Origin of the sequence: Virgibacillus ndiopensis, assembly GCF_900187325.1 — a bacterium.
Lineage (GTDB): Bacteria > Bacillota > Bacilli > Bacillales > Amphibacillaceae > Virgibacillus_E > Virgibacillus_E ndiopensis.
This window is the reverse complement of record NZ_FZMZ01000003.1, coordinates 208,187-227,218: the sequence shown is the minus strand read 5'-3', so window position 1 is coordinate 227,218 and position 19,032 is coordinate 208,187. Positions and strand designations below refer to the sequence as shown.

The following is a 19,032-nucleotide window of genomic DNA, read 5'->3' as shown; positions in this document are numbered from 1 at the left end:
ATGATTATCCATTTTACAGTACCCTTATTTACACAGGAATTGCCTTTGAACCAGAACATGTAATGTCTGATGAACCTCTCCTCGTTTTTGCATGAATGTAATCTTCAAGTTTCCCATTATAAACTAATTGAAAGTCAGGTGATTTTTGCAAATCATGGGGGGTCATAAGTGATGGAGGTTTTGAGAACTTAATGGTTTCCGATTCTGTTAAAACTGTTGCAACAAATTGGGAACAAAAGAAGGCATTCTCTCTTATCAGTTGTTTGTTTAGGATGATGGCAAATAACCCCATTAAATTATAACGATAGAGATGAGCATTTTCCTCGACCTTTTGTATGAACTCATTCATTTTCTGTTTTTGGTGCTTTGTAACAGTACAACAAAAAACTGCACATGTCGCATCTTTAAATAGTTCTTCCTGAATATTTTCTTTAACGAATCCACCGATAAATGGGTTTTTAACATTTTTTCTTCCAAAACTGTAAACTTCATCTAAATTCGAATCAAAAGATATAGAGGCATGATTATATGGCCTTTTTGTATAGAATTTTATCATTCTAGTAAAAATCGTTCCTGTGTCAGTCAGGAGTATATATACTTTTTCATTTTCCATTTTAACCCACTCCCGAGTGTTGAATTTTCCTTATGTACCTAGTATATATTGTGAAACATAAGAAATGGTTAAGGGAATCTTAAGAAAACCTAAATTCTTCTTTAATAATAACGAGAGAACTTTAGCTAAATAAGCCCCCTTAGCAATATTTATCAGTAAGTCTTAAGTCTTATCTTTGGGTGCAAGTGACGGGATTTTTAAAATGGAGAAGTGAGAAAATAAAAAATAATCAACAAAATACTCTGTTATTGTGATAGTATCAAACTATAACTGAGGCGATTTTATATGACAATTAAAATAGATACGGTGCGAGTCGAATAGATCTAATTTAAAATTAAGGCTCTTTTCTGCTTGTGTGTTGCTATTTATAGAAACTATGATATAACTTAAAATCTTGTTTGGCGCCCTACCGACCCTACGGAAAAACACTACGCGCACCAAAGGCTCGCGATAAACTTTCCCGCAGGAGTTTTTGTGTTTTTCCTTCGCTAGACCCCAGAGTATGACAGCATGAGGAGGCTCACCAGCCAGCTCAAGTTGCGCGATTGCCCGGAGCGGAAATCACGTTGCTGTTATGTCGCGGTTTTATCAACTATTAGATAAGATTTAATGTGTGAAAAAGCAACAATCTTTATAGAAAGTAGCCAAAATTAAAGGAGTGTATTTTATTGAAACATGCTTTACTTGTTATTGATGCTCAGGCAGAGCTAATTACCGGGAACCAAGAAGAAAAAGGTGTTTTTAATCAACAGCAGCTACTTACGAATATTAACGAAGTCATAAAAAAAGCTTTACGTGATCAAGTTTTGCTTATTTTTGTTCGGGATCTTGACGTAAGTGAAGGGAAGGGAAAAGGATTTCAAATTCACGAGGATATCTATGTTCCTGACCATGCAAAACTATTTAATAAAGAAGCAACGAATTCTTTCCACGGTACAGGTTTGAAGAATTATTTAGAAGAAAATCAAATTGAACATCTTGTTATAATGGGATGCAAGACAGAACACTGTATAGATACGGCAGTAAGAACTGCCACTGTGAATGGATTTGACGTTACATTAGTTGGTGATGGTCATTCCACAGCAGACAACTCTATTTTAGATGCTAAACAAATTATTGACCATCATAATAAAACCCTTCATGGTCATTATAATGTTGAACATTTTTCTATTGTTAGAAATGCTGATGAGGATTTATTTAATCCAACCCATGATATGTATAGATAACAAAATTTTCAGTTGTTTTTCCAATTTTTTTGTGTTATGCTTTCGTTAATCTAAAGAGAACGGAGGGTTTCCAAGTGGCATCTATAAGACTTCGATTCCAAGCTTTGAACCGTTAATTAAATACGTTCAAACGCTCTGCCTGATGTTGCGGAGTAAACGGGATTGGTCTGCCCTTTTAAGGAAACCTTTTTATATTACGAAGCTATAAAAAGAGGGAGAGAAATCTACCCTTTTTTTGTTGTCTAAAAATACAAATGAAAAATTGGTAACATTACACTCCTTAACAAAGAGCTATTTCTTAAAAGGTCTTTTCTTGTAGTAGGCTTATTTGCTTATGAAAAAGCTCTTAATATAATTCTTTCTCATTTACTCGAACACAGGCAGGCAACCTGTGTTTTTTTATTATGTAAGATTACGGAGGGAAACAAATATGAGAAGAAGAGTAATATTAGTAGGAGTAAATCTTAGAAATCAAGAGGAATTCGAGTACTCCATGCAAGAATTAGAAAATTTAGCCGATGCATGTAATGTTGTAATTGAAGATTGGTTAACCCAGAATTTACAGCATATTAATCAAACACACTATATTGGAACAGGGAAAACAGGTGAACTTTTAGAGATGATTAATGTAACAGGGGCAGATACTATTATTTGTGACGACGAATTAACAGCATCACAAATAAGGAATTTAGAAACATTATTAGATTGTGAAGTTATGGACCGAACGATGCTGATACTAGAAATTTTTGCAAGACGTGCGAGAACGAGAGAATCTCAATTGCAAGTAGAAGTTGCTAGATTAAAATATATGCTTCCAAGACTGGTCGGCAGTCGTGAGTCCTTAGGCCGTCAAGGTGGGGGTTCTGGACTCAAGAATAGGGGGGCAGGTGAAACGAAATTAGAGCTTGATCGTCGAAAAATCGAGGAAAAGATAGCGCAGATGAATAAGGAACTTGAGAATTTAATTGATCAACGAAAGACGCAAAGAAAAAAGCGTAACAAGAACGGTTTACCTGTTGTTTCTCTAGTGGGCTATACAAACGCAGGGAAGTCAACCATTATGAATAGGGTGCTAGAATCTTCCCAAATGCAAACCGATAAGAAGGTGTTCGAAAAGGATATGGTATTTGCAACGTTGGAAACGTCGGTGAGAAAGGTACATCTAGAAACAAACCAAACTTTTTTGCTGACGGATACGGTAGGGTTTATCAATAAACTTCCACATCATTTAGTAAAAGCATTTCGTTCGACTCTTGAAGAAGTGGTGGAAGCAGACGTTCTAATTCATGTGGTTGACTTTTCAAACCCAAATCATGAAGAACAGATAAAGCTTACAAATGAAATTTTGCAGCGTATTGGGGTGACTAATATTCCTATTATTTATGCATACAACAAAGTGGATTTAACTAGCCACAAGTTTCCAAAGGTTAAGCAAAATAAAGTTTATTTATCTGCTAGAAACAGATTGGGGTTGGCTGAATTAATGCAAGAAATAAGTAAGGAAATTTTCCACGATTTTATTCAATGTGAATTGTTTATTCCTTTTACAGATGGGCAAATTGTTTCGTATTTTAATGAAAATGCACATGTTCTAGCAGAGGAATATGAGGCTGATGGAACAAAATTGACAGTTGAATGTAAAAAATCTGATGCTGAAAGATTTGAACAATTTTTAACAACCGAAATTAAACAAAAGGAAGTGTAATTATGACACTGACTAACGAACAAGTGATAAATATAGCTAAGCAACAGGGGATATTAGTTCAGGAAGACTCCTTGAAACGTAATGAATCAGGGCTTGACTTTCAAGTAGTATTTGCTCTAGGCATAAAAGGGGAACAGTGGGTGCTACGTTTTCCTAGGCGTGAAGACGTAATTCCTACAGCTAAGAAAGAAAAAGATATTTTGGATTTAATAGAGGGGAAACTTCCAGTACAAACACCAAATTGGACGACATTCTCTGATGAGTTGATTGCATATAAGCTTCTAAAAGGTATTCCTGCTGGAACAATCGATGTAGAAGCCAAAGCGTATGTATGGGAGATTGATGAAAAGAATGTTCCTAAAATATTTCATGAAACACTAGGAAGTACATTGGTTGCTCTACATCGTATTGACCATGATGCAGCAAAAAATACAGGGCTTTCTGTGCAAACACCTAGAGAAGCTAAAGCAGCTATGAAGGAAAGAATGGATAAAGTGAAGTCAGTGTTTGGTGTTAGTGAAAAATTGTGGGAACGCTGGCAAAAATGGATTGCTAATGATTCGCTTTGGCCAAGACAAACAGCACTAGTTCATGGTGATTTACACGCTGGTCATATTTTAATTGATGAAAGATCAAATGTCACAGGTTTAATTGATTGGACAGAAGCTTGTGTGACTGATCCAGCGAATGATTTTGTTGGACACTTAAATACTTTCGGTGAGGATGCCCTAAGGGAACTAATTAAGGAGTATCATCGGGCAGGAGGACGTGTTTGGTCAACTATGTTTGAGCATATTGTAGAATTAGCTGCTGCATATCCAGTGGGTATTGCAGAATTTGCGATAAAATCTGGTTTGAAAGATTATGAAGAAATGGCAAAGCAAACACTTGGTGTAGGAGAGTAAATAAAAAAAGCGGATGGCTGGCTATGTAAAAGTGTCTATTGCTTACGTCATTATTTAAAAAATGAGGTTGGGACATAAGTGTTTTATCAAAGAAAAATCCGATCAACTAGAAATTATAGTTGGTGCAACTAACTCGATTCGGAAATATACTTCGCTTTCCGCGGGCGGCTGGTGAGCCTCCTTGTACTAACGCACTTCGGGGTCTCACCGAAGCCTTCCTCCCGCTGGAGTCTACGTATATTTCCTCTGCTAAATTGTACATTGTTCGTATTTAGTATTGATTATTTTACTTTTGTCCCTGCCTCATTAATTTATGCTATTAAAAATCGAATTAACCCTATTATGGCAAAGCAAAACAGAACGGAACCAGCGCCAATGCCAGTTATAGCACTAGTAGCAACGTTTAATTTTTTGGAAAAAAATAATGAGATAAGGGAGATTCCAACCAATAGTGTTGCTAATACATATAAACTGAAGTCTTGATAGATAGTTTTTAACCAGATAAAATGAACACCTACTATAAAAGCAACCCAAGGGGAAATATAATCTTTTTGTTTATATTTTATTAATAAGATAGCTCCGATACCTGCTATAAGGAATTCAAGATAAACAAAAGTTAAGTAATTGTTGAATACACTTGAATCTGATAAGACGGTAGGTTTATTCCAATTAATCACACTTAGGTAGATTACTAGTACCCCCACTAATAGTGAAAGTCCCGAAGCAATCCCAATGTATTTCCTCCAGCTTTTTCGAGGGTTTTCTTGAGCCCAACCAAACCAGCTAAAACTAAATATACCAAAAATCGCCATGTACATAACATAATCTCTAATATATTCTATACTAATCCCTCCTAACATATTTAGGAAATGTGATAACTTAACGTAAGAATAGGTGTAGATTTATTTCAACTCTGCATTTAGTTTTTTTGCTTCATTTTTAAAATAAAGGTAAAAACATAACCACATAATTACATAACCCACGATAAACAATATGGCTGTAATCAGTATGCTTTTTATATGGAATGGTATCCATCCAATTCCTACAGATAAAATAAAAAATAGTATCGTAACAGTGATGAAGTGAAGTATTGTCTGTTGATGTAGTTTAAGAAAAGGTAGTTCAAAATAAAGAGGTGAAGTTGAAAAAAACCATCCACAAAATATAGAACCTAGTGAATTTCTGAAAAACATTCCACTGTCAATCGTTTCATACCTGCCAAAATAAATGAAAGCATATGTTATCACAACTGATACGAAAGCACCGAAAAAGATTCCAATCATACTCCTGAATAAAAATGTTTTCATTTACTAGTCCTCCTGTTGTTCATTTTTAAGGCTTCTTTAATTTGACGCACAAAATGCCTTGATACATACTCTTTTACGCCTGATTTGAAATATACGCAGAGTGTTCCATTAAATGAAGCTTCGAAACGACTTAGTTCATAAAGATTGTCGATAACTGACTTTGAAATTCGAATGAACTGTTTGGAAGGTAAAATGTTTTCAAGTTCATACAGTTTGTTTGTTAGTTTGAATTGTCCTTCTGAGGTGACTGCGAATACGATGTCTTCCCTGGAATAAATATAGTGAATGTCATTTGGTTGTAAAATGTGCTGCATGTCACCATTTCGCCCAACAATAAATTCCGTTTCTCTCCCTTTAAGGAAATCAAGAATTTCTTTAATAAAGTCATCCATTTCTTTACATTGAATCGTTACATGAGTTTGCTCATGATTATTGTCGATATCGAGTGATACTTTCATATATAACCTCCTCCATCTCCTTGTATTTGTATTGTATTTCTTTTTAAGCCCCTTGTCTTTATGAATTCGTTAAAACGTCGTTGAGGAAAAGTAACTTGCATTTTTCATTAGGTCAAATTCAATGATGAATGGATAGGAGCAATGGATGAGAGAACAAGTACAAATTTGTGTCAATCGTTGAATTTTACGAAACATAGTGTAATAGATGGATTTAAATTAAGGCTATTTTTCACATAGTTTGTTGCTATTTATAGTAAATGCGACATAACTAATGGAATACTTTCTATAATTACGCCCAATGCTCGACCTCCGTCCGGGATCGCTATGGGTGGATGCTTTCCATGGGCACGGCCTCAGCCTCCTCGAAAAGCACTCTGCGGGGTCTTCGGACACGCGCTATTCTGAGCAGGAGTCACCACCCTCCGCTCACCCGGACTAGTGATGTGGTATATTGCGATCTTATTTAGCAATTGTTATTTCATTGAATGGCCTGTAAACGTAAAGCGAAGTATATTTCTGGAAGTTGGCTAAGCGCAAAATTACGTCGCATTTTATATCAACTTTTTAATAAGATTCAGGATGTGAACAAGCAACATTCTTCAAGAAAATAGCCTAAATTAAAAACAGCACCCATTAGGTTTAGATTCTAATGGGCGCTTTCTGAATACATACTTTCCTTTTCATTTACAGTTGATTTACCTGAACAAAGCAACTATTTAGAAGTATATGTTTTGCTACCTGTAGTACCAATTTATCCTTTGAAAGGTTCGCGTTGGTATGTACTATGCTTGATATCAATTGATGCACAATAAAAAAGGCATTGTACTATATTCGACTTTTTCCATATCTTTTTGTAGCGGATTTAACCCTATACATTGATACAAGTGCTGTACCAAGAGAGATAATTACCAGCAATCCACCAACAGTTACATTTTGTTCGATGGAGGCTTGTTCGATAACTGCTCCACCAATTAATGAACCAATCGCTATCCCTAAATGAAGTGAAGAATTATTAAGGCTTTGCTGAATAGCGGAGGTTTCGGGGGAAGCTTCAATAAGATAGCTTTGCATTGCTGGTGATATTGCCCAGCTCATCATACCCCAAATAACCAATACAACTAAAAATACAGCTAATACGGAAGTTATGTATGGGATTGTAAAGATTGCCACAGCAAAAACAATGATAGATGTAAGAATAGTTCGCTTGGTACCAAAGAGATCTGCAAATGTACCACCAATTCCTCCGCCACTCACCGCAGCAATACCGAAAATAAGGTAGATAATGCTTACCCAATTTCCTTCAAGTCCTAATACGGTTTTTAAATAAGGTGTTAAATATGCATATAGTGTTGTATGTCCTGCTATAAATAGAAACGTTGTTGCTTGAGCGAAAAGTATTTTTCGGTCTTTTAATGTTGCCAGTTGTTTCTTGATTGGAATGGATGGTATTGGTTCGACTCTATCCATTAAAAAATACACGCCGATAATGGAGAGCATCGTTAACAATGTGATAAGTACAAAGGGAGCTCTCCAGCTGAAGGCATTACCTAATGTTAACCCAATTGGAACCCCTAATACGAGTGATGCACTAACACCCATGGAGACGATTCCGATAGCCCGTCCACGATATTTGTGATCCACAATAGTTGGGGCTATTGTCAAACATAAAATAATTAGGAGTGCGCCACTCAAGGCAGAGATGACACGTCCGGTAAACAGTATGCTGTAAGTAGGGCTGAAAACCGTTACGATGTTCCCCAGTAAAAATATGAGTAAAGAAATTAAAGTCAATCGCTTCCGTTCTACGTTAGCAGTTAGAATTAATAAAATTGGTGAAGCAATTGCAAAAATAAATGAAAAAATCGTTATTAAAAGGCCAACCTGACCAAGGCTGACATGCAAATCTTTCGCTATTAAATCTAATAATCCACCTATAATCAATTCGACCATCCCGACCACAAACGAGACAATCATTAAAAAATATACGCGTTTATCCATTCTATGACGCCTTTCATCTGAAGTTACGAATACAATAGTACTACCATATAGAAGGATATACAAGTGAACGAGCGGGTACTTAATTATTTATTGTGTATGATTTGGTTGACAATATGTAATAACTGTTATACTATAAATATAACAGTTATTACATGACTGTGCAGAAAGGATGGCGTCGATGTGTATATAAATCTAGACTTTGAATCCAAGGAACCAATTTATACACAATTAAAACATCAAGTTATTGCTGGTATTGCCAAAAGAGAGTTAAAACCTGGCGAAGGTTTGCCTTCAGTAAGATCAATGGCAGCAGATATTGGAATTAATCTTCACACTGTAAATAAGGCATATCAGCAACTAAAGCAAGAAGGATTTATTTTAATTCACAGGCAAAAGGGTGTGGTAGTTAATCCGGAAGGTGTACCTCAAGCTGACAAAAGTTATCGATTGCAGTTGAAAAATACGTTACATCCGTTAATTGCTGAATCTGTATGTCGTGGAGTTAGTGAAGAGGAATTTGTTGGGCTCTGTAGTCAATTATTTCAAGAATTCAAGGAGGAGAAATAAATGGGTTCGTTGAATATTCTTTTGTTAATTGCAATTATGGTTCCAGTCTTCATTTCATTAATGTTTATTCCTTATTTGACTAGAAGGACAGAAAGCTTTGGAGTCACCATTCCAGAGGAAGTCTACATTAGTCCGGAACTAAAAGGAATGCGTAAGCAGTATGTTTTAGTTACAGGGATTCTGAGTCTTTTAGTGATTGTGGTCTTTTTTTTACTGTCTTCATCCTTTAGGAATGATGAAGAAATGATGAGTATCCAGTTTGGGATATTGATTGGCGCATATATTATTTTTAGTTTTATTGTATATATAGTGTTTCACCGTAACATGAAAAAAATAAAACAAGAAAAGAATTGGTCTGAACAAAAATCACAGCTTGTTGTCATTAATACGAGCTTTCGTGATCAAAAATTGAATCATTCCAATCTGTGGTTTATTGTACCGTTTGTTGTTGCAATCGTGACAATGGTAATTACATTTCTAAATTATAATCAAATCCCTAAAAGAATACCGATGCAATATGATTTTGATGGTAATGTTACAAACTGGACGGATAAGTCATACCAGACCGTTTTAATGATGCCAATTATGCAAGTCTATTTAACGTTACTATTCCTGTTTATTAATACAATGATTGCAAAGGCAAAGCAACAGGTGAGCGCTGAAAACCCTAAAGAATCAATGCGTAAGAATGTGATTTTCAGAAGAAGATGGTCTGCGTATATTATTGTTACAGGCATTGCAGTTACTTTGCTTTTCTCATTCATTCAACTGTCCTATATTTATCCGATAAATCAACAATTATTAACGACTTTTCCACTAATCCTTAGTATCGGATTAACAATTGGAGCTATTATTCTTTCCTTCACAACTGGGCAAGGGGGAAGCAGGTTAAAGACAAGTGCGGGGGAAAACGGAACTATCATTGACCGTGACGATGATCGCTATTGGAAGCTAGGGCAGTTTTATTTTAATAAAAATGATCCTGCGTTATTTTTGGAAAAACGTTTTGGGATTGGTTGGACAATTAATTTAGCCCGACCGTTAGCGTGGATTATGTTTCTAGTCATTATTGGATTGGCGGTTGGAATTCCACTATTGTTAGGGGCATGACCATAACCTTTCACTTTTTCCATAAGCATGCGATAATGGGGAAAATGGTAGATAAGGATGAAATTATGACGAACGTAATCGGCTTACATGTAAACACGAATGAGATAAAAAACTATAAGCATGGGTATCCATTGATCAATAAGGATTCAATTAAAAACACGAATGTGTTAATAAATGAGGGCGCTATCGTTCATTTAATGGACAATAACCTTCAATTTATTGCAAAAGGATACTACGGAAAGCAAAATAAAGGAATTGGCTGGGTGTTGACACACAAGAAAGACGAACCAATTGATTTTGGGTTTTTTAAAGAGAAGATTGAAGTGGCTTTGAAGAAGAGAAAATCTTTCTATACAGATCCAAATACGAATGCCTTTCGCATTTTTAATGGTGAAGGGGATGGAATCGGTGGTCTTACGATTGATTACTTCGACGGTTTTTATTTAATTAACTGGTATAGTGAAGGTATTTATTCATTCAAAGAACATATCATTCGTGCCTTGGATGAGCTAGGTGAATATAAGGGGATTTATCAAAAGAAGCGTTTTAATATAAAAGGCAAGTACATTGATGACGATGATTTTGTAAAAGGTGGGCGTGGTGAATTCCCTATTATCGTAAAGGAAAATGGAATGAAGTATGCTGTTTACTTAAATGATGGAGCAATGGTGGGGATTTTTCTTGATCAACGTGATGTAAGAAAGGCGATTCGGGACAAATATGCGAATGGGAAAAACGTATTAAATACTTTTTCTTATACTGGTGCATTTTCAATAGCTGCAGCTGTTGGTGGTGCAACAAAAACGACAAGTGTTGACCTTGCCAAACGAAGTAAGGCTAAGACAATCGAACAGTTTAGTGTAAATGGTATTGATTTTGAACAACAGGATATTATTGTGATGGATGTTTTTGACTACTTCAAATATGCCAAACGTAAGAACTTAAAGTTTGATTTGGTTGTTCTTGACCCACCAAGCTTCGCACGTTCGAAAAAGCATATATTTAGTACGGCTAAAGATTATCCGGCACTGTTAAAAAATACAATTGAAATCACAGAGAAGAATGGTGTTATTGTTGCCTCTACAAATAATGCAACTTTTGGAATGAAGAAGTTTAAGGGGTTTGTTAACAAGGCATTTCGCGAGATGAATGTACCATATAAAGTGCTAGAGGAATACACGTTGCCAGTAGATTTTCGCACGCAACCTAACTTTCCTCAAGGTGACTATCTGAAGGTTGTAATTGTGAAGAAATTTAAATAACTCTAGGATGTTTTTAAGAAGATTGTTGCTTTTTGTTATTAAAAAGTTGATATAAATGAGACGTAAATGCTGTGTTGATTTAGCATTCTTTATTACTTTCTGACTCGTAGCCCGTATACACTCCCGCTTTCCGGGGGACGACTGGAGAGCCTCCTCGTGCTATGCACTCGGGGGTCTCACCGATGCCACTCATCCTCCAAGAGTCTAGGTGTATACGGGCTACTTGTAAGAAAATATATGGTATTCTATTTCTCATCAATGCAATTGTATTAAAAAAGCACAACACCAGCGATGGAAATATACAACAGAGACACCTACGGGAAAGCTCAGTGCAATTCCGTGGAAAGCGTAGTATTTTTCCCGTAGCGGTCGCAGCGTATCAAATATGATTTTGTGCTACGTCGCAGTTCCTATAATAAACAGCAACAAACTATGTAATAAGAGCTTAAATGTAGAAAGAGAGTTTCCGTTTTTTGGTGCTTACCTAAAGTGGATTTTTTCAATATTGTATGTGATAAATCATATAATAGAAATAAATAAAATATAGGAGGATAAGGAATGAACCGTACCGTTGAAAGGGTCTTAGGTATTATCGGAATAGCCATGGATGCATTAATAGCAATATTTGCATTAGTTTTATTGGTAATCGTTACGAGCAGTATTGATTGGATTATAGATCCTATCTCGACACAATTCGAATTTATAAATAATTTCTTATTTGTATTTGCACAATTACTGTGGATTCCGATTATTAGTTCCTTGGTTACATTTATTTTCGGTTTAATTGCTGTTGTTAAAGTTAAAAAGAATGCAAAATTAGCTGGATTCTTATTCATTGCTGCTGGGGTAATAAGTAGTTGGTTCTTATTTACGATAGGCGCGTTTCAATCTTTGCTATATTTGGTTGCTGGCATTATGTGTTTTGTGAAAAAGACGGAAAGGGATGTCCAGTTTTGAAAAGAACATAGCTGCCGTTCATTCGGCAGCTAATTTAACCTGAATACCTTTAAAATCAATCAATAATGCTTCGACCTGATAAGCAGGGAGCAGTGTTTTCATTTGGTTAGCAATATTTTCCCCATCTCCTTTAGGTACAAAGGAAATCATTGTTGGTCCAGCTCCACTAATCACCGTACCATATGCTCCGGATTTTTTTGCTGTTTGTTTAATGAGATGGTAATTCGGTATAAGCTCTGCCCTATAAGGCTCATGAAATAAATCTCGTTCCATCATCTTTCCTGCTAAATCAAAATCTCCTGAAATAAGGGAAGCCATGACAAGATTACTTATCCCGCTGGCAGTGGCTGCATCTTTACGCGGGAAACTTTTTGGAAGTACTTTTCGAGCATCCTCTGTCTTTAGTTCAAACGTAGGTATGTACACGACAACATCTAGATTTAATGCGGGTAATCGAAAATAGTCAATATCCTCATCAAGTGTTTTAACAGTGATGACAAATCCCCCGAATAGAACGGCTGCTACATTATCAGGATGCCCCTCGATATCGGTACCGTAGTTAAGTTTTTCTTCGGGAGATAAAGAAAGATTACATAACTGATTTGCTAGTTCAATTCCAGCCATAACTGCTGAAGCACTACTGCCAAGTCCCCGTGCTAACGGAATCTCGCTATCAATTTTCACCTTACATGTTGGGAGTGACTTATTGTGCTTTTTTGCAACACGCCTAGCAATTTGATAAATAAAATGGTCTTTAAAATCGGAGAAAGATGGTAGTAAATAGGAGTGGTGCTCAAACTCCCATTTATTATTCTTAGTTACTTCCAATGTTAAATAACGATTCAAGGCTATTCCTACCGAATCAAAGCCTGGCCCAATGTTTGCGGAGCTAGCTGGAAGGGATAGGCTAAAAGCTTTCATGCCCTCACCACATCTTCAATATAGGTAGTTACTGCATCAATGTCATTTGGCAGGGAGACAGGGTCAATATTTAGTTGTTCAATTGCTGTCTGCGGATCTTTTAAGCCATTACCGGTTAACACGGCCACAACCTTACTGCCAGGTTTAATAGTTCCGTTCTTACATTGCTGTAGAACACCTGCGATCGAGGCGCATGACCCAGGTTCAGCAAAAATACCTTCTTTTCGTGCTAAAAGTTTAAAGGCATAGATGATCTTATCGTCTGTTACAGCATCAATTTTTCCATTAGATTCATCTCTTGCGTTAATGGCAAGTTTCCAGCTTGCTGGATTTCCGATACGAATAGCAGTAGCAATTGTTTCAGGATCAGAAATTACTTTATTTTGTACTATGGCTGACGCTCCTTCAGCTTCAAATCCGAACATTTTCGGAAGTCCTGTTTGTCTATTGGTATGATATTCTTTGAAACCCTTCCAGTATGCACTAATATTTCCTGCGTTACCTACTGGGATGGCAAGGATGTCTGGAGCTTCACCTAATTGTTCACAAACCTCGAATGCTGCAGTTTTTTGTCCTTCTAATCGAAATGGATTTACTGAATTAACAAGTGTAACAGATGTATTTTCACTTACACGTTTCACCATTTTTAGCGCATCATCAAAGTTTCCATCGATTTCGACAATCTCCGCTCCATACATCATGGCTTGTGCAAGTTTTCCTAACGCCACCTTTCCTTTGGGAATGACAATTATCGCCCGCATGTTAGCTTTTGCTGCATATGCTGCAGCCGAAGCGGATGTATTACCAGTTGAAGCGCAAATAACTGAGGTACTTCCTTCTTCAGCTGCCTTAGCCACGGCCATTACCATCCCTCTGTCTTTAAACGAACCAGTTGGGTTAACACCCTCCACTTTTCCATATAGTTCAACACCTAATTGCTTTGATAAATATGGAAAAGGTATAAGCGGTGTATTCCCTTCATGAAGCGTAAGGGCAGGAGTCTTTTCAGTTACCGGTAAAAATTCCTTATATTGTTTTAATAGTCCAGGCCAATTCATTCTTCGACACCTCCTTCTACTCGATAAGAGCTATTTACACTTTCCACTACATCCAATTTTTCAAGCTTAAACATTGCCTTTTCAAAATTATCAAGTGATGTTTGATGTGTTACAAAGATTATTTCGGCTAGGTTGCTTTTACTACTTGGTATTTGTAAAACTCGTTCAAAACTTATATCCATTTCATTGAATAGATGTGATATTGCAGACAAAGCACCAGCCTCATCCCTAACATCTAAGCGTAAATAATGTTGCCCAAAACGCTGGTCAGAAGGGGTTATAACACTCTTAAAACGAGGCTTAATAAATTGTCTTCCGTTAACACCTAATCGCATATTTTTGATAACGTTGATGACATCTGACATTACAGCTGTTGCCGTTGGTAAACTGCCTGCACCAGGTCCATAGAACATTGTTTCTCCAACAGCTTCCCCGTTTACATAGACAGCATTGTATTCATTTTTGACCGCTGCCAATGGGTGTTCATTTGCGAGAAATGTTGGTTGTACACTCACTTCTACATTTTTATTATGGCAATTAGCAAAACCTATTAATTTCATCGTGTAACCAAGCTGTTTCCCATATTGCAAATCACTTAACGAAAGATTGGATATCCCATTAACTTCCACATCCTCTAGTTCTATATCTGTTGAAAAAGCTAACCGCGAAAGAATAGCCATTTTTCTTGCGGCGTCTAGCCCTTCTACATCCGCAGTAGGATCAGCTTCTGCGAATCCAAGATCTTGAGCTTCTTTTAGGGCGTCGTCGTATGTAACGCCTTCTTCATTCATTTTAGTTAGTATATAATTAGTCGTTCCGTTTACAATTCCCATTACTTGTTGGATTCGATCTGAAACAAGCCCATCTGTTAGACCACGTAAAATCGGAATTCCTCCCGCAACACTAGCCTCATAAAATAAGTCACACTGGTTCCTGCACGCTGCCTCTTGCAGTTCTGGACCATGCAGGGCAATTAAATCTTTATTCGCAGTTATGACGTGTTTTTTTGCTTTAAATGCTTCTAATATGTAATGACGTGCTTCCTCAGTTCCACCCATAACTTCAACAATAACATCAATTTCTGGATTTTTAACTACATCATCTGAATCAGTGGTGAGAAGGGTTTGATCTATTTGGACATGACGTGTTTTCTCCAAATCACGAACCAACACACGTTTTATGTCTACATCACAGCCTACCTGATGAATAAGTTCTTCTTGATTGTTCTCAATGAGCTTAATAACCCCGGAACCAACTACTCCTAATCCTAATAAACCAATTGAAACATTGTTTTTCACATTCCCACCTCATTATTGTCCATTTTAAATATACATTTGTATTGTGTTAATAGACATTATAAACACGAAAAGTGAATAATAACAATAGTTTTGTGAGGAATTTTTAGAATTATTTGATGTAAGGGTTTGCAAAAGAGATGAATTTTTCAGAAAATATTAAACAAGGCTATGGAACTTTTACCCTCTTAAATCGTATTTCACATTTATCATGTATGGAAATAAACGTTAGGGATAGAGAAATAAACCTTGATGGGGGAGGTCTTATATTTGTAGGCTTAACATACAGTATTTGTCTTTTTATCTTATTCAAGTAGATGGAAACGGACAAAGTAAAGATAAACGGTATAAACATCTTCAAACCCTTGATAATACAAGCTATGAAGATAGCCCTTTAAAAACATTTTTGGTTGGCGAATTAACGAAAATCGTAAAGAGAAACATGCGAAGTCAGAAGGTGGTCCTACGAAAATTGGCTGATTTATTGTCGGACCGGGTAATGGGCTCAAATCCTAATTACAATTTATTTCAAAAGGTACGATTTGCAGAGTCAACGCAAGATTTTCAGAAGGTAGTAGAAGAAATTGTTCAGCTGTACATGGATACAAGCGCTATACGTGGTGGAGCATTATTAGTAGCATCAACCAAGTTAACCAAATTTTTTGAAGATCTTTGCTTTTTGAAGATCTTTGCTTTTTTATTTGGGCACATATATTTAAAAATTTTGCATTTTTTGCCGATAAAAAATGATAAAAGACCCAATTTTATGTTAGGAGATGAAATGTTCGGTGAAAAGTAAAAAGAATAAAATTATGCTTTACATGGCTGGTGCAGTGATACTATTAGCTATCCTAGTCAACATATTAGGAAGACATTTTCATTTATTTAATTATTCACATGGTGGAGGGAACTTTGTTACATCCTATGAAATCGAAGCACAGTTTGGGCAAGCGCTATATATTTTATTACTAATACCCACTTTATTTTTCGTATTAAGCATGGTTTTGTATGCAAAAAATAAAACTAACAAATATATCCCCCTTCTACTTACTTTAGCATTTACTTTTGGTAGTATTGCCATCATATCTGGTGGAAGTGGTCGAATAGAATTTCATTTTAGTATTTTTATGGTTGTGGCTGCATTAGGTTTTTATCAGGAGATAAAGCTATTAATGTTAATGACGGTTATGTTTGCTGTACAACATATAGTGGGATTGCTATTCTTCCCGGAGCTAGTGTTTGGGGTAGAGAATTACATGTTCTCAATGTTTGTGTGGCACGCTATATTTTTGGTCCTTACATCAGGTGCTGTAAGCTGGCAAGTGTATAGTGGTAAAAGAATTGAAGCATATTATCAAAAAAAGCAAGAAGAACAAAGAAAGGACATTATAGAAGATATTGTAGGTCGTTTAGCTTCTACATCTGGACAGATCTTAAATGTATCAGAAACGCTTTCAACAAATGCTAAACAATCCTACGATTCTAGTGCGCAATTAGCAACGTCAATCGAGGAAGTTGCGAGTGGTACAGAGCATCAGTTAGGAATTATTCAGGAAAATAAGGAAGTTATATCAAAAATAGACGAAGGAATTCAAAATATCAATGAAACAGCCCAAACGGTGGCGAAGAACTCCACTGCATCTGCAGAGGATGCTCATCAAGGTAGTGAATTAATTGAAAGTTTGTTAACACAGATGAAGGAGATTCATAAGGATGTTGATCAATCTTATGCTGCAGTGAAAGAACTTAATCAACGTTCTCAATCTATCGAGGGAATTATTGGCGTTATTTCTGATATAGCGGATCAAACGAATTTACTAGCGTTGAATGCATCTATTGAATCGGCAAGAGCAGGAGAATATGGAAAAGGATTCGCAGTTGTGGCTAATGAAGTGAAAAAGCTAGCTGAGCAGTCCTTAGAGTCCTCAAAAAATATTTCAGAGATTATTCAGCAGATCTTAATAGAGTCAGATCAATCAGTAGCATCAATGAAAAATGTAAAAAAATCGACTACTAGTGGGTTGGAAATTGCTCAAAATTCCAATAAAGTATTCCATCATATTTCCGTAACATCTAATGAAGTAGCAGACCAAGTTAAAGGGGTTTCGTCATTAACGGAAGATTTAACTACCTCTTCAGTAAAAATTAATGAAGCAATGAAAAGCATTTCAGTATCTGTACAGAAGTCTGTTTCTGGAACGAAAGAAGGTATTGTCTCAACTGATCAGCAATATCAACTTACAGAAAAAACACTTGAGGTTTCTAAGGAATTAAATGATTTAACGAAGGAATTGGAGGGTGTAATTAATGCACTTAAAAATTAATAAGGAAGCTTGCATCTTATTATGAACGTTGAATAGGATAAAAAGTGGATGGAATAATTGTCGCAATTATCATGTAGAAGCCTTAATAGAAGACACGAGCTCATACTCGTGTCTTTCCATATTTCTTTAGCAATGTACCTTCACTAGTCATAGAGAAGAGAGCTGTTCCAAGTGCTACAATAATAAACAAACCGCCTACAGTTGGATTTAATTCAACGGTTGCATGTTCAATAACAATCCCACCTATTAAAGATCCAAATGCAATACCAAAATGAAGTGCAGAGTTATTTAGGCTTTGCTGAATATCAGATGTTTCAGGGGATGCTTCAATAAGATAGCTTTGCATGGCCGGTGTAATTGCCCAACTCATCATACTCCATACAATCATCACGAATAGGAATAAAGGAAAGATAGCTGTTGTATGCGGAATAGTAAAGATAGATAATCCAAATACAACAGTAACTGATAGTATTGTGGATTTTGAACCAAACCGGTCAGCCAACGTACCTCCGATTCCACCTCCAAATACTGCCGCAACACCAAAGATTAAATAGACAATACTTACCCAAGTCCCGTCTAACCCTAAAGTTGTTTTTAAGAAAGGTGTTAGATACCCATATAATGTTAAATGCCCTGCTAGAAAAAGAAATGCTGTTAATTGGGCAAATAATATTTTACGATTTTTCAGTGTTGCTAATTGTCTTTTAAGAGGAATAGCTGGTTTCGGATCAATTTTACCCATGAAAAAGTAGACACCGGCTATAGAAAGCACAGTTAAAAATGTAATTAGAATAAAAGGAGCACGCCAACCAAATGCGTTTCCTAACATCAATCCAATCGGTACGCCCAACACAAGTGAACCACTTACTCCCATAAAGACAATTCCGATAGCACGACCGCGATATTCTTGAGATACGATATTTGACGCCATCGTAACACATAAAACGACTAATAAGGATCCACTCGCAGCTGCGATAATACGTGCAATTAATAGAATGCTATAAGACGGACTAATTACAGCCAACACATTACCTAGTAAAAATACTAGAAGAGCTAGCAATGTTAATCGTTTACGTTCCACAGCCGAAGTTAAGACTAGTAAAATGGGTGCTGAAATGGCATACACAAGTGAAAATATTGTTATCAGTAGTCCGGCCTGCCCGATACTAACCTCTAAATCTTTTGCTACTATATCTAAAATTCCACCTATAATTAATTCCACCATCCCAACTATAAATGAGACAATTGTTAATAAGTAAACCCGTTTATCCATAATTTGAAATCCTTTCTAATAAAGTTACCACTATAATAGTAACTTTATTATTG

At 36.3% G+C, this 19,032-nt stretch carries 18 protein-coding genes; 9 read left to right on the top strand and 9 right to left on the bottom strand.

Translation table 11 applies throughout. The features are described from left to right. Positions 1 to 28: 28 nt before the first annotated feature. Positions 29 to 613, bottom strand: coding sequence for a hypothetical protein (locus tag CS937_RS01270; RefSeq protein ID WP_099156676.1), 585 nt, complete (start codon positions 611 to 613; stop codon positions 29 to 31). Positions 614 to 1,281: 668 nt separating this feature from the next. Between CS937_RS01270 and CS937_RS01265 the strand changes: the two genes are divergently transcribed. The 3 genes from CS937_RS01265 to CS937_RS01255 all read left to right on the top strand — a co-directional run bounded on the left by CS937_RS01265 (position 1,282) and on the right by CS937_RS01255 (position 4,449). Continuing rightward, positions 1,282 to 1,839: an isochorismatase family protein gene (locus CS937_RS01265; RefSeq protein ID WP_099156675.1), complete on the top strand. Its 558-nt coding sequence runs from the start codon at positions 1,282 to 1,284 to the stop codon at positions 1,837 to 1,839. Positions 1,840 to 2,269: 430 nt separating this feature from the next. Then, positions 2,270 to 3,544 (top strand): GTPase HflX, encoded by a 1,275-nt coding sequence (gene hflX / locus CS937_RS01260; protein ID WP_099156674.1) that lies wholly within the window; start codon positions 2,270 to 2,272, stop codon positions 3,542 to 3,544. 2 nt (positions 3,545 to 3,546) lie between these two features. After that, a complete protein-coding gene (locus CS937_RS01255; protein ID WP_099156673.1) occupies positions 3,547 to 4,449 on the top strand; it encodes a macrolide 2'-phosphotransferase in 903 nt (300 codons plus the stop codon). Positions 4,450 to 4,760: 311 nt separating this feature from the next. On the opposite strand, the gene CS937_RS01250 is transcribed toward CS937_RS01255, so the two are convergent. The 4 genes from CS937_RS01250 to CS937_RS01235 all read right to left on the bottom strand — a co-directional run bounded on the left by CS937_RS01250 (position 4,761) and on the right by CS937_RS01235 (position 8,212). Next, positions 4,761 to 5,267, bottom strand: coding sequence for a hypothetical protein (locus CS937_RS01250; RefSeq protein ID WP_245835670.1), 507 nt, complete (start codon positions 5,265 to 5,267; stop codon positions 4,761 to 4,763). Between the two features lie 84 nt (positions 5,268 to 5,351). Further along, positions 5,352 to 5,756 carry a DUF3021 domain-containing protein gene (locus CS937_RS01245; protein ID WP_099156672.1) on the bottom strand — a complete coding sequence of 135 codons (405 nt, stop codon included), beginning with the start codon at positions 5,754 to 5,756 and terminating at the stop codon, positions 5,352 to 5,354. Further along, positions 5,753 to 6,214, bottom strand: coding sequence for a LytTR family DNA-binding domain-containing protein (locus CS937_RS01240; RefSeq protein WP_099156671.1), 462 nt, complete (start codon positions 6,212 to 6,214; stop codon positions 5,753 to 5,755). Before CS937_RS01240 ends, CS937_RS01245 begins: the two co-directional genes overlap by 4 nt. 825 nt (positions 6,215 to 7,039) lie before the next feature. After that, positions 7,040 to 8,212, bottom strand: a complete 1,173-nt coding sequence (locus tag CS937_RS01235; protein ID WP_099156670.1) for an MFS transporter — start codon at positions 8,210 to 8,212, stop codon at positions 7,040 to 7,042. 180 nt (positions 8,213 to 8,392) lie between these two features. Between CS937_RS01235 and CS937_RS01230 the strand changes: the two genes are divergently transcribed. From CS937_RS01230 to CS937_RS01210, 4 genes are all read left to right on the top strand, one after another. Then, positions 8,393 to 8,779 (top strand): GntR family transcriptional regulator, encoded by a 387-nt coding sequence (locus tag CS937_RS01230; protein ID WP_099156669.1) that lies wholly within the window; start codon positions 8,393 to 8,395, stop codon positions 8,777 to 8,779. After that, positions 8,780 to 9,889, top strand: a complete 1,110-nt coding sequence (locus tag CS937_RS01225; protein WP_245835669.1) for a DUF1648 domain-containing protein — start codon at positions 8,780 to 8,782, stop codon at positions 9,887 to 9,889. Between the two features lie 65 nt (positions 9,890 to 9,954). Continuing rightward, entirely contained in the window at positions 9,955 to 11,151 is a 1,197-nt protein-coding gene (locus CS937_RS01220) for a class I SAM-dependent rRNA methyltransferase (protein WP_099156841.1), read from the top strand. Between the two features lie 558 nt (positions 11,152 to 11,709). After that, positions 11,710 to 12,108, top strand: a complete 399-nt coding sequence (locus tag CS937_RS01210; RefSeq protein WP_099156667.1) for a DUF4064 domain-containing protein — start codon at positions 11,710 to 11,712, stop codon at positions 12,106 to 12,108. 18 nt (positions 12,109 to 12,126) lie between these two features. Here the strand turns inward: CS937_RS01210 and thrB are convergent, their stop codons facing one another. Genes thrB through CS937_RS01195 form a run of 3 tightly spaced genes read right to left on the bottom strand, consistent with a single transcriptional unit; the run spans position 12,127 to position 15,385 of the window. Further along, positions 12,127 to 13,029 carry a homoserine kinase gene (thrB, locus tag CS937_RS01205; protein ID WP_099156666.1) on the bottom strand — a complete coding sequence of 301 codons (903 nt, stop codon included), beginning with the start codon at positions 13,027 to 13,029 and terminating at the stop codon, positions 12,127 to 12,129. Then, positions 13,026 to 14,087: a threonine synthase gene (gene thrC, locus CS937_RS01200; protein ID WP_099156665.1), complete on the bottom strand. Its 1,062-nt coding sequence runs from the start codon at positions 14,085 to 14,087 to the stop codon at positions 13,026 to 13,028. Before thrC ends, thrB begins: the two co-directional genes overlap by 4 nt. After that, positions 14,084 to 15,385: a homoserine dehydrogenase gene (locus tag CS937_RS01195; RefSeq protein ID WP_099156664.1), complete on the bottom strand. Its 1,302-nt coding sequence runs from the start codon at positions 15,383 to 15,385 to the stop codon at positions 14,084 to 14,086. The genes thrC and CS937_RS01195 overlap by 4 nt, the downstream gene beginning before the upstream one ends. A gap of 289 nt (positions 15,386 to 15,674) precedes the next feature. Here CS937_RS01195 and CS937_RS01190 point away from each other — a divergent pair, with 289 nt between their 5' ends. After that, on the top strand, positions 15,675 to 16,181 hold the full coding sequence (locus CS937_RS01190; RefSeq protein WP_176555704.1) for a DUF3900 domain-containing protein: 507 nt from the start codon (positions 15,675 to 15,677) through the stop codon (positions 16,179 to 16,181). Beyond that, complete coding sequence (locus CS937_RS01185) at positions 16,171 to 17,706, top strand: methyl-accepting chemotaxis protein (RefSeq protein ID WP_176555703.1); 1,536 nt, start codon at positions 16,171 to 16,173, stop codon at positions 17,704 to 17,706. The genes CS937_RS01190 and CS937_RS01185 overlap by 11 nt, the downstream gene beginning before the upstream one ends. A 100-nt stretch (positions 17,707 to 17,806) precedes the next feature. Here the strand turns inward: CS937_RS01185 and CS937_RS01180 are convergent, their stop codons facing one another. Continuing rightward, on the bottom strand, positions 17,807 to 18,979 hold the full coding sequence (locus CS937_RS01180; protein WP_099156661.1) for an MFS transporter: 1,173 nt from the start codon (positions 18,977 to 18,979) through the stop codon (positions 17,807 to 17,809). Positions 18,980 to 19,032 lie beyond the last annotated feature (53 nt).

What these genes read in the sequence shown, in the direction of transcription:
- CS937_RS01225 (WP_245835669.1), top strand. Translation starts at nt 8,780, where the DNA reads ATGGGTTCGTTGAATATTCTTTTGTTAATTGCAATTATGGTTCCAGTC.
- CS937_RS01235 (WP_099156670.1), bottom strand. Translation starts at nt 8,212, where the DNA reads ATGGATAAACGCGTATATTTTTTAATGATTGTCTCGTTTGTGGTCGGG.
- CS937_RS01245 (WP_099156672.1), bottom strand. Translation starts at nt 5,756, where the DNA reads ATGAAAACATTTTTATTCAGGAGTATGATTGGAATCTTTTTCGGTGCT.
- CS937_RS01250 (WP_245835670.1), bottom strand. Translation starts at nt 5,267, where the DNA reads ATGTACATGGCGATTTTTGGTATATTTAGTTTTAGCTGGTTTGGTTGG.
- CS937_RS01220 (WP_099156841.1), top strand. Translation starts at nt 9,955, where the DNA reads ATGACGAACGTAATCGGCTTACATGTAAACACGAATGAGATAAAAAAC.
- CS937_RS01240 (WP_099156671.1), bottom strand. Translation starts at nt 6,214, where the DNA reads ATGAAAGTATCACTCGATATCGACAATAATCATGAGCAAACTCATGTA.
- thrC (WP_099156665.1), bottom strand. Translation starts at nt 14,087, where the DNA reads ATGAATTGGCCTGGACTATTAAAACAATATAAGGAATTTTTACCGGTA.
- thrB (WP_099156666.1), bottom strand. Translation starts at nt 13,029, where the DNA reads ATGAAAGCTTTTAGCCTATCCCTTCCAGCTAGCTCCGCAAACATTGGG.
- CS937_RS01255 (WP_099156673.1), top strand. Translation starts at nt 3,547, where the DNA reads ATGACACTGACTAACGAACAAGTGATAAATATAGCTAAGCAACAGGGG.
- hflX (WP_099156674.1), top strand. Translation starts at nt 2,270, where the DNA reads ATGAGAAGAAGAGTAATATTAGTAGGAGTAAATCTTAGAAATCAAGAG.
- CS937_RS01270 (WP_099156676.1), bottom strand. Translation starts at nt 613, where the DNA reads ATGGAAAATGAAAAAGTATATATACTCCTGACTGACACAGGAACGATT.
- CS937_RS01210 (WP_099156667.1), top strand. Translation starts at nt 11,710, where the DNA reads ATGAACCGTACCGTTGAAAGGGTCTTAGGTATTATCGGAATAGCCATG.
- CS937_RS01180 (WP_099156661.1), bottom strand. Translation starts at nt 18,979, where the DNA reads ATGGATAAACGGGTTTACTTATTAACAATTGTCTCATTTATAGTTGGG.